The sequence below is a fragment of the Aeromonas sp. 25-248 genome, assembly GCF_053005425.1.
This window is the reverse complement of sequence record NZ_JBRKTB010000008.1, coordinates 162,957-172,075: the sequence shown is the minus strand read 5'-3', so window position 1 is coordinate 172,075 and position 9,119 is coordinate 162,957. Positions and strand designations below refer to the sequence as shown.

The 9,119-nt window shown below is 63.5% G+C and carries 9 protein-coding genes; 8 read left to right on the top strand and 1 reads right to left on the bottom strand.

Annotated elements, in window-relative coordinates:
• Positions 1-176: 176 nt before the first annotated feature.
• Positions 177-449, top strand: coding sequence for a late competence development ComFB family protein (locus ACVDHI_RS13515; protein ID WP_029314828.1), 273 nt, complete (start codon positions 177-179; stop codon positions 447-449).
• On the opposite strand, the gene ACVDHI_RS13510 is transcribed toward ACVDHI_RS13515, so the two are convergent.
• Positions 446-655, bottom strand: a complete 210-nt coding sequence (locus ACVDHI_RS13510) for a hypothetical protein (protein ID WP_010675758.1) — start codon at positions 653-655, stop codon at positions 446-448. The two genes, ACVDHI_RS13515 and ACVDHI_RS13510, sit on opposite strands and share 4 nt — an antisense overlap.
• A gap of 299 nt (positions 656-954) precedes the next feature.
• Between ACVDHI_RS13510 and nhaC the strand changes: the two genes are divergently transcribed.
• From nhaC to ACVDHI_RS13475, 7 genes are all read left to right on the top strand, one after another.
• The gene (nhaC, locus tag ACVDHI_RS13505; RefSeq protein ID WP_223931664.1) at positions 955-2,364 is read left to right on the top strand and encodes a Na+/H+ antiporter NhaC; all 1,410 of its coding nucleotides are present in this window, start codon (positions 955-957) and stop codon (positions 2,362-2,364) included.
• 105 nt (positions 2,365-2,469) lie between these two features.
• Positions 2,470-3,393, top strand: coding sequence for a LysR family transcriptional regulator (locus ACVDHI_RS13500; protein WP_069651945.1), 924 nt, complete (start codon positions 2,470-2,472; stop codon positions 3,391-3,393).
• A 196-nt stretch (positions 3,394-3,589) separates the two neighbouring features.
• Positions 3,590-4,735 (top strand): ABC transporter substrate-binding protein, encoded by a 1,146-nt coding sequence (locus ACVDHI_RS13495; RefSeq protein ID WP_039039701.1) that lies wholly within the window; start codon positions 3,590-3,592, stop codon positions 4,733-4,735.
• Between the two features lie 72 nt (positions 4,736-4,807).
• Positions 4,808-5,821: an ABC transporter ATP-binding protein gene (locus tag ACVDHI_RS13490; RefSeq protein ID WP_109111763.1), complete on the top strand. Its 1,014-nt coding sequence runs from the start codon at positions 4,808-4,810 to the stop codon at positions 5,819-5,821.
• A complete protein-coding gene (locus ACVDHI_RS13485; RefSeq protein ID WP_447212169.1) occupies positions 5,818-6,786 on the top strand; it encodes an ABC transporter permease in 969 nt (322 codons plus the stop codon). The genes ACVDHI_RS13490 and ACVDHI_RS13485 overlap by 4 nt, the downstream gene beginning before the upstream one ends.
• 7 nt (positions 6,787-6,793) lie before the next feature.
• Complete coding sequence (locus tag ACVDHI_RS13480; RefSeq protein WP_019840685.1) at positions 6,794-7,609, top strand: ABC transporter permease; 816 nt, start codon at positions 6,794-6,796, stop codon at positions 7,607-7,609.
• A gap of 29 nt (positions 7,610-7,638) precedes the next feature.
• A complete protein-coding gene (locus ACVDHI_RS13475) occupies positions 7,639-9,069 on the top strand; it encodes a gamma-aminobutyraldehyde dehydrogenase (RefSeq protein WP_223377358.1) in 1,431 nt (476 codons plus the stop codon).
• Positions 9,070-9,119 lie beyond the last annotated feature (50 nt).

Below are 9,119 nucleotides of genomic sequence, written 5' to 3'. Positions count from 1 at the left end.
CGGAATTGGTAGACGCGCTAGCTTCAGGTGTTAGTGTCCCACGGATGTGAGGGTTCGAGTCCCTCTCTTCGCACCATCATTCTGCAAAGGCCCGTTACGAGAGTAACGGGCCTTTTGTGTTTTCATGCCCCATGGCTATGCTGTTGAAGATGCTGCGCCACCACGGGGGTTTTCTCATGATCCTGGATACCGATATTCACAACTTCTATGAGCATCTGGTGCTCAAGGAGATAGAAAAACAGGGGTTGGCTCGAACATTGACCCCCTATCAGCTGGCAGACCTCTGCTGCCTGACACTCAACCAGCTTCCTTCCCACTACATCCGCCACGATGTCGACATGATCTACTTCACGACAGACGCCGAACGCAGCGAGATGGAGAAGAAGGTCATCGCCTCCCTGCGCCAGGCCTACGACAAGATCCAGGCCGTCCCCACTCGCCAGGCTTAATGCCAGCCCTGCTGCCAGAGCAGAGTGACGACCCCTGTCATTCCCGCAACCGGCAGCAGGATCAACACCGGTCTCAGCCTGGGTTCCAGCATGACCCAGGCAGCCAGCAAGAACCCCAGACTCCAGAACCCGTATTCCTTCTCCTGACCCCAGACCAGCACCGCCAGAAGGGCGGCCAAGAGCAGAGCGCGTGCTATCCAGTTCATTGGCATTAGTCCGAAAAACATTAATGATAACCATTATCATCTTTGGTGTCGCCATCTGCAATCGAACTTGCCTATGGATCTCCGGCTATCAAACGGTGTCGATTGAACAGTGAAAAATGCCGATTAGATCAACTATTTTGTGGGATTTTAAAATTTTAAAGCTGTTTTGCCGAATGAGCAGGGATTTTACACCTCCGCTTTATGGTAGATTGCGCCCTCTTTTGGTAAGCCTCTCGGGATCGACGCATCCGCAGGACGAGAGGGGCTGACCTTGGCGAGCAAGAGTTTAGGGAGCGTCTATGCAAAACCAACAACACCACATCCGATTGCCGGGCATGTCGCAAGTATTTGCCTGCCTGGCCATTTTCCTGGCCCTGGCCTTCTCCTTCACCAGCGTGCTGGATCTGCCAATCCAGCTGGCACTATTCATCGCCTGGTTCGTCATCATGGGACTCGGCATCAAGCTCGGCCACGATTACAAATCCCTGGAGCAGGCGGCAGTCGACGGCGTCGCCAAGGGGATGGGGGCCATCCTGATACTGATCTCCGTCGGTGCCCTGGTGGGCACCTGGATTGCCGGCGGTATCGTCCCCAGCATCATCTACTTCGGCCTCAAGGTGATACACCCCTCCATCTTCCTGCTGGCGACCCTGATCATCTGCTCTCTCACCTCGCTGGCCACCGGCACCTCCTGGGGCTCGGCGGCCACCGCCGGCATCGCCATGATGGGTATAGGCCACAGCCTGGGGGTACCCGCGCCGCTGGTAGCCGGTGCCGTGCTCTCCGGCGTCTACTTCGGTGACAAGCTCTCCCCACTCTCCGACTCCGTGGTGCTGGCCTCGACCATGTCCAACGTCGACGTGATGGAACACATCAAGGGGATGCTGCCCATCAGCCTGTTCTCCTACGTCATCACCGCCGCCCTGTTCACCGTGGTCGGCATGCAGTACTCCGGCAACGTCAGCCTGGAGCAGGTCAATTTGGTGATGGACGCCCTCGACAAGCAGTTCAACATCACCCCCATGGCCATAGTGCCCGTGGTGCTGGTGCTGGGCCTGTTGGCCAACCGCAAGCCCGCCTTCCCGGTGATCAGCTTCGGCGCCCTGCTGGGTCTTGTCTGGGCCATCCTCTTCCAGGACATGGATCCGGTGAAGGCCATGCACTCCGCCTACAGCCCGTTTGCCATCACCTCCGGCGTCGATTTCATCGACAACATCCTCGGCCGCGGCGGCATGGAGTCCATGCTGGGCTCAGTGGCCGTCATCATCTTCGGCTTGGGCTTCGGCGGTCTGCTGGAGAAGGTCGGCATCCTGGAAGTGATCGCCAGCGCCTTCGAGAAGCGCATCAACAGCGCCGGCAGCCTGACCAGCCACACCATAGGCACCGCCTTCCTGGCCAACGTGTTCGGTTCCGCCATGTATGTGTCCCTGATCCTGACCCCCAAGATCATGGCCAAGAACTACGACCGGCTGGGGCTTGCGCGCAAGAACCTCTCCCGCAACGCTGAGTTTGGCGGCACCCTCACCTGCGGCATGGTGCCCTGGAGCGACAACGGCATCTTCATGGCCGGGGTACTGGGGGTGGCGACCCTCGACTACCTGCCCTACATGTGGCTCAGCTTCACCTGCATCATAGTGACCATCACCCTCGCCTATCTGGGCAAGGGAGTGAACCGTGTACCGGTAACAGAGGCGGTGACAGCCCGCTAATTTCCGGAAAAACAATGACAAAGGCGCCATCACGGCGCCTTTTGTCTGGGTATGATTCGAGGTTAAGCTGGCACTCACCTTGATCGCACGTGGCAGGACGCCCAGATGAACTTCACCTTTCGCCAGATCCGCTATTTCGTGGCGGTGGCCGACAGCTTCTCGGTGAGCCGCGCAGCCGCCGAGCTGCACATCTCCCAGTCGGCGGTCACCAGCGCCATCCGCGAGCTGGAGACCGAGCTCGGCGCCGCCCTGTTCGAGCGCAATCCGCGCGGGGTCAGCCTCACCACTCAGGGCCACCAGTTTCTGCTGCACGCCCGTCGCATCCTAAGCGCCATGACCGAAGCCGGCCAGTCCCTCAAGGCGGTGGCCCAGCAGGATCAGGGGCGGCTTACTATAGGCGTAACCACGCTGGTGGCAGGCTACTACCTCTCGGAGGCCCTCGGCCGCTTTCGCCGCGCCTTCCCGGCGGTACAGATCGAGGTGAAGGAGGATGAGCAGCCCTATCTCGAACACCAGATCGTCAACGGCGAGGTGGATGTGGGGATCCTGATGACCAACCGCACCATCCGCCAGGAGGCGTTCGATACCGAGCTGCTGACCCGCTCGCCGCTGCGGGTCTGGCTCGCCGCCAACCACCCCCTCTGCGCCGAGTCGACCCTCTCCCTCAAGGCGCTCGGCGAGGAGCCCATGATCTCGCTGACCGCCGACCAGCTTGACCAGATCATCGGCGGCGGCCTGCGCCGCTACGGCATCGCGCCGCGCATCGTGCTGCGGACCGCCTCGGTAGAAGCGGTGCGCAGCCTGGTGGCGAGCCAGCTCGGGCTCGCCCTGCTGCCGGACTTTGCCTACCGCCCCTGGTCGCTGGAGCAAGAGCGGGTCGAGGCCCGCGCCATCAAGGAGCCCATCCCCGCCATCGACATCGGTCTGGTGTGGCGGCGCGGCTCGCGCCTTGACTGGGCCGCACGCGAGTTCATCGACATCGCCAGAGATCAGAGCCGGCTACGGGCCCGCCAGCACCTCCCCCGCTAGGACTGAGCCTGAACAGCCGTGACTCCGGCAAAAAAATCAGATTCATCCGCACTCGATATCGATTTTACAGATACCCAAGCCGTTAAAAATTGAAATTCTCATTGCTCCCGGCTTCTCCTACGCTCATGACTGGTTAACAGGATGTTAATGCCTACTGTGGCGCCGCCACGGTTGCCAATCATGCAAGGAGAGCAAGATGAAATTGACCCCTCTGACCCTGGCCCTGATCCCGGCGCTGCTGGCAAGCCAGGTCCAGGCTGCCCCCACCACCCTCGGCAAGGGTGAAGGCCAGCTCAACATCGTGGCCTGGGCCGGCTACGTGGAGCGCGGCGAGACCGACAAGAACTACGACTGGGTGACCGGCTTCGAGAAAGAGACCGGCTGCAAGGTCAACGTCAAGACGGCCGCCACCTCGGACGAGATGGTGGCGCTGATGAACGAGGGGGGCTTCGATCTGGTGACCGCCTCCGGCGACGCCAGCCTGCGCCTCATCGCCGGCGGCAAGGTGCAGGCACTCAACCTGGCGCTCATCCCGAGCTACGGCAAGATAGACCCCCGCCTGCAGAATGCCCCCTGGCACACGGTGGACGGCAAGCACTATGGCGTGCCCTACCAGTGGGGCGGCAACATATTGATGTACAACACCAAGGTGTTCCCCAAGGCGCCCGACTCCTGGAACGTGGTGTTCGAGGAGCAGACCCTGCCGGACGGCAAGTCCAACAAGGGTCGGGTGCAGGCATTTGACGGCCCGATCCACATCGCCGATGCCGCCCTCTATCTGATGAGCCACCAGCCGGCGCTCGGCATCAAGGATCCCTACGAGCTGAACGAGGATCAGTACAAGGCCGCCCTCGACCTCCTGCGCCAGCAGCGCAAGCTGGTGGGACGCTACTGGCACGACGCCTTCGTCCAGATCGATGACTTCAAGAACGAGGGGGTGGTGGCCTCCGGCTCCTGGCCGTTCCAGGCCAATACCCTGATCGCCGACAAGCAGCCCATCGCCACGACGGTGCCCAAGGAGGGGGTCACCGGCTGGGCCGACACCAGCATGGTGCACAGCGAGGCCAAGAACCTCACCTGTGCCTACAAATGGCTGGAGCACTCCCTCAACAACAAGCTGCAGGGGGATCTCGCCTCCTGGTTCGGCTCCGTGCCCGTGGTGCCGGCCGCCTGCGAAGGCAATGCCCTGCTCGGAAAAGAGGGGTGCAAGACCAACGGCATCGACAACTTCGATCGGGTTCACTTCTGGCGTACTCCCGTCTCCCAGTGCAAGAGCCAGGGAACCTGCGTGCCCTACTACCGCTGGGTCTCGGACTATATCGCCATCCTGGGTGGTCGCTGAGGTGCCTCAGTAAATGCCGATATGGGGCCGGACAGGAGTCCGGCCCGCTTCCCACACAGACAAGGACGCCCCATGAATGCCGTACAATTTGACCGGGTCAGCCGCAACTATGGCGAGGTGAAGGCGGTCGACGACATCTCCTTCCAGATCCCGGCTGGCGAGTTTTTCACCCTGCTGGGGCCGAGCGGTTCCGGCAAGACCACCTGCCTGCGGATGATTGCGGGCTTCGAATACCCGAGCGAGGGGGAGATCCGGCTGTTCGGCGAGCCCTGCTCCACCGTGCCCCCCTACGATCGCAACCTCAATACCGTGTTTCAGGACTACGCCCTGTTTCCCAACATGGATGTGCGCGACAACATCGGCTATGGCCTGATGCTCAAGGGCGTCGCCAAGGCGGAGCGTTACCGCAAGGTGGACGAGATGCTGGAGCTGGTGCGCCTGCCCGGCGTCGGCAACCGCAAGCCGGGCCAGCTCTCCGGCGGCCAGCGCCAACGCATCGCCATCGCCCGGGCACTGATCAACCAGCCGCGCATCCTGCTGCTGGACGAACCGCTCGGGGCGCTCGACCTCAAGCTGCGCGAGCAGATGCAGCTCGAACTGAAAGCCTTGCAGCGCCAGCTCGGCATCACCTTCATCTTCGTCACCCACGATCAGCAGGAGGCGCTCTCCATGAGCGACCGGATCTGCATCTTCAATCAGGGCAAGATCGAGCAGATCGCCGCGCCGGATACTGTCTACGACGCCCCCGCCACCCCCTTCGTCGCTCGCTTCGTCGGCACCGTCAACCTGTTCGAGGGGGAGCAGGCCCGCCGTCTGTGCGGCGATGAGCGCCAGATGATGGTGCGCCCGGAGCGGATCCGCCTCGCCGAGGCCGGCACACCGGGCTGGTCCGGGGAAGTGCGCGAGGTGGAGTATCTCGGCCCCTTCGTGCGCTACCGGGTCGATCTCGGCGAGCAGCTCGAGCTTATCGTCAACCACCCCAACGAGGGCCAGGCCCGCCTGCCCCGTGGCGCCCGGGTCAGCCTCAGCTGGCCGGAGCAGGCGATCCATCGCCTGCACACCGCCCCTCAGAGAGCTCAACCATGAGCGCCCCCCACAGTGCGAGCCTTGCCATGAGCCAACCCACTGCCCCCCTCTCCTATCGGCCGCTGCGGCGCCTTTCCACCCTGCTCTACGGGCGGCCGGGTCTGTTGCTGGCCGTCCTGCTCGGGCCGCCGCTGCTCTGGCTTGGCATCATCTATGTCGGCTCCCTGCTGATGCTGCTCTCCAACGCCTTCTTCGGGCTGGACGAGTTCAGCGGCCAGATCCGCCACGAACTGGGGCTGCAGAACTTCGTCGCCCTGCTGCGGGCGGAGAACCTGGACGTGATCCTGCGCACCGTCGGCATGTCGCTGCTAGTGACTCTGGCCTGCGCCCTGCTCGGCTTTCCGGTGGCCTACTACATGGCGCGCTACACCAGCGGCAAGACCCGGGCCCTGTTCTACGTCGGCATCATGCTGCCGCTCTGGTCCAGCTATCTGGTGCGGGTCTACGCCTGGAAGCTGATCCTGGCCAAGGAGGGGGTCATCAGCTGGCTGGCAGATACTCTGGGACTGGACTGGCTGCTGGACGCCATCCTCTCGCTGCCGGTGATCGGGGGACCGTCGCTGTCGTTCTCGCGCATCGGCACCTTCATCGTGTTCGTCTACGTCTGGCTGCCCTTCATGATCCTGCCTATCCAGGCGGCGGTGGAGCGGATCCCGCGCTCCTTGCTGGAGGCGAGCGGCGATCTCGGCGCCACCCCGGCCCAGACCTTTCGCACCCTGATCCTGCCGCTGGCCCTGCCCGGCGTGGTGGCGGGCTCCATCTTCACCTTCTCCCTGACGCTGGGGGACTACATCATCCCCGGCATCATAGGCAACTCCACCATGTACATAGGTCAGGTGGTCTACATGCAACAGGGCACGGCGGGCAACCTGCCCTTCGCTGCCGCCTTCTCGCTGGTGCCGATCCTCATCATCGCCATCTACCTCACCATCGCGAAACGCTTGGGGGCCTTCGATGCGCTCTAATACTTCCATGAAGCGGGACCATGGCAGCCAGCCCTCCGGCCTGCTCAAGTACGCGGCCATCGGCGGTCTCCTGTTCCTGCACTTTCCGATCCTGTTCATCTTCCTCTATGCCTTCACCAGCGAGAGCAAGAGCTACCAGTTCCCGCCCCCCGGGCTCACCCTCAAGTGGTTCGAGGTGACCCTCAACCGCCCCGACGTGTGGCGCGCCATCCAGCTGTCGCTGGAGGTAGCGGGGCTGGCGACGCTGGCCGCCATGGTGCTCGGCACCCTGGCGGCGGGGGCCATCGCCCGCAGCCGCTTCTTCGGTCAGGAGGTGGTGTCGCTGTTGCTGGTGCTGCCCATCGCCCTGCCCGGCATCGTCACCGGTATCGCGCTGCGCTCCGCCTACGGGGTGATGGAGATCCCCTTCAGCTTCTGGACCATCGTCATAGGTCACGCCACCTTCTGCGTGGTGGTGGTCTACAACAATGCCCTGGCGCGCTTTCGCCGCACCAACCAGAGCCTCATCGAGGCGTCGATGGATCTCGGTGCCGACGGCTTCCAGACCCTGCGCTACGTGATCCTGCCCAACCTCGCCACGGCGCTGCTGGCGGGGGGCATGCTGGCGTTTGCCCTCAGCTTTGACGAGGTGATCGTCACCACCTTCACCGCTGGCCAGCAGACCACGCTGCCGATCTGGATGTATCAGGAGCTGATCCGGCCACGGGATAGGCCGGTCACCAACGTGGTGGCGCTCATCATAGTGGCCTTCACCACCATTCCCATTCTGCTTGCCTACTACCTCACCCGCGACGGCCAGGACGTCGCCGGCAGTGGCAAATAACGACTCAACGCGTGCGCAAGGATGCAACCATGAAACTCTCTACCCAACTCTTGATCGACGGTCAGTTCGTCACCGGTGACGGCCAGGCCGAGCCCATCCTCAACCCGGCCACCGGCGAGCTGCTCGCCTCGGTGCCAGAAGCCTCGTTCGAGCAGGTGAACCGGGCGGTGAACGGTGCCCAGCGCGCCTTCGCCCAGTGGAGCCGCACAACCCCGGCGAGCCGCAGTACCCTGCTGCTGCGCCTGGCCGACGCCATCGAGCGCCACGCCGAGGAGTTTGCGGCGCTCGAATCCCTCAACTGCGGCAAGCCCTATCTGGCGGTGCTCAATGACGAGCTGCCGGCGGTGGTGGACTGCTTCCGCTTTTTCGCCGGCGCCGCCCGCTGCCTGCAGGGGCCGCTGGCGGGGGAGTACATCGAGGGGCACACCAGCATGATCCGCCGGGACCCCATCGGGGTGGTGGGCAGTATCGCCCCCTGGAACTATCCGTTGATGATGGCGGCCTGGAAGATGGCCCCGGTGCTTGCCGCCGGCAATACGGTGGTGCTCAAGCCCTCCGAACAGACCCCGCTCACCGCCCTGCGCCTGGCGGAGCTCGCCAGCGAGCTCTTCCCGCGCGGCGTCATCAACATCGTGTGCGGCCGGGGCGAGAGCGTGGGGGCGCCGCTGGTGGAGCATCCGCTGGTGCGCATGGTGTCTCTGACCGGTGACATCGCCACCGGCCAGAAGATCCTGCAGAGCGCCGCCCGCACCATGAAGCGCACCCACCTTGAGCTGGGGGGCAAGGCGCCTGTCATCATCTTCGACGACGCGGACCTGGAGGCCGTGGTGGCGGGCATTCGCACCTTCGGCTTCTACAACGCAGGCCAGGATTGCACCGCCGCCTGCCGCATCTATGCCCAGGGCAAGATCTACGACAAGTTTGTCGCCGCCATGACGGATGCGGTGGCCTCCATCAAGGTGGGTGGTCCGCGCGAGGAGGGGGTGGAGATGGGGCCGCTCATCTCTGACCGGCAGCGCAACCGGGTGGCCAGCTTCGTGGAGCGGGCCCAGAGCAGCGGCCACGTGGAGGTGACGGCGGGGGGCAAGATCCGCCCCGGCAACGGCTTCTTCTTCGAGCCGACCCTGATCGCCCATGCCCGTCAGGAGGATGAAATCGTGCGGCGCGAGGTATTCGGCCCCGTGGTGTCGGTGACCCGCTTCAGCGACGCCGAGCAGGTGGTGCAGTGGGCCAACGACTCGGACTACGGCCTCGCCAGCTCGGTCTGGACCCGGGATCTCGGCCTTGCCAGCAAGGTGGCCAGCCACCTGCAATATGGCTGCACCTGGATCAACACCCACTTCATGCTCACCTCCGAGATGCCCCACGGCGGCATGAAGATGTCCGGCTACGGCAAAGATCTCTCCCTCTACGCGCTGGAGGACTACACGGTGCCGCGGCATATCATGGTCAAGCTCTAGGCTCCCGTCCCCCTGAAAACAAGGTGGCCCCTTGGGGCCATCTTGTTTTG

Coding starts and splice junctions, on each gene's coding strand:
- ACVDHI_RS13515 (WP_029314828.1), top strand. CDS start 177: ATGATCCTGGATACCGATATTCACAACTTCTATGAGCATCTGGTGCTC.
- ACVDHI_RS13510 (WP_010675758.1), bottom strand. CDS start 655: ATGAACTGGATAGCACGCGCTCTGCTCTTGGCCGCCCTTCTGGCGGTG.
- ACVDHI_RS13490 (WP_109111763.1), top strand. CDS start 4,808: ATGAATGCCGTACAATTTGACCGGGTCAGCCGCAACTATGGCGAGGTG.
- ACVDHI_RS13500 (WP_069651945.1), top strand. CDS start 2,470: ATGAACTTCACCTTTCGCCAGATCCGCTATTTCGTGGCGGTGGCCGAC.
- ACVDHI_RS13475 (WP_223377358.1), top strand. CDS start 7,639: ATGAAACTCTCTACCCAACTCTTGATCGACGGTCAGTTCGTCACCGGT.
- ACVDHI_RS13485 (WP_447212169.1), top strand. CDS start 5,818: ATGAGCGCCCCCCACAGTGCGAGCCTTGCCATGAGCCAACCCACTGCC.
- ACVDHI_RS13495 (WP_039039701.1), top strand. CDS start 3,590: ATGAAATTGACCCCTCTGACCCTGGCCCTGATCCCGGCGCTGCTGGCA.
- ACVDHI_RS13480 (WP_019840685.1), top strand. CDS start 6,794: ATGAAGCGGGACCATGGCAGCCAGCCCTCCGGCCTGCTCAAGTACGCG.
- nhaC (WP_223931664.1), top strand. CDS start 955: ATGCAAAACCAACAACACCACATCCGATTGCCGGGCATGTCGCAAGTA.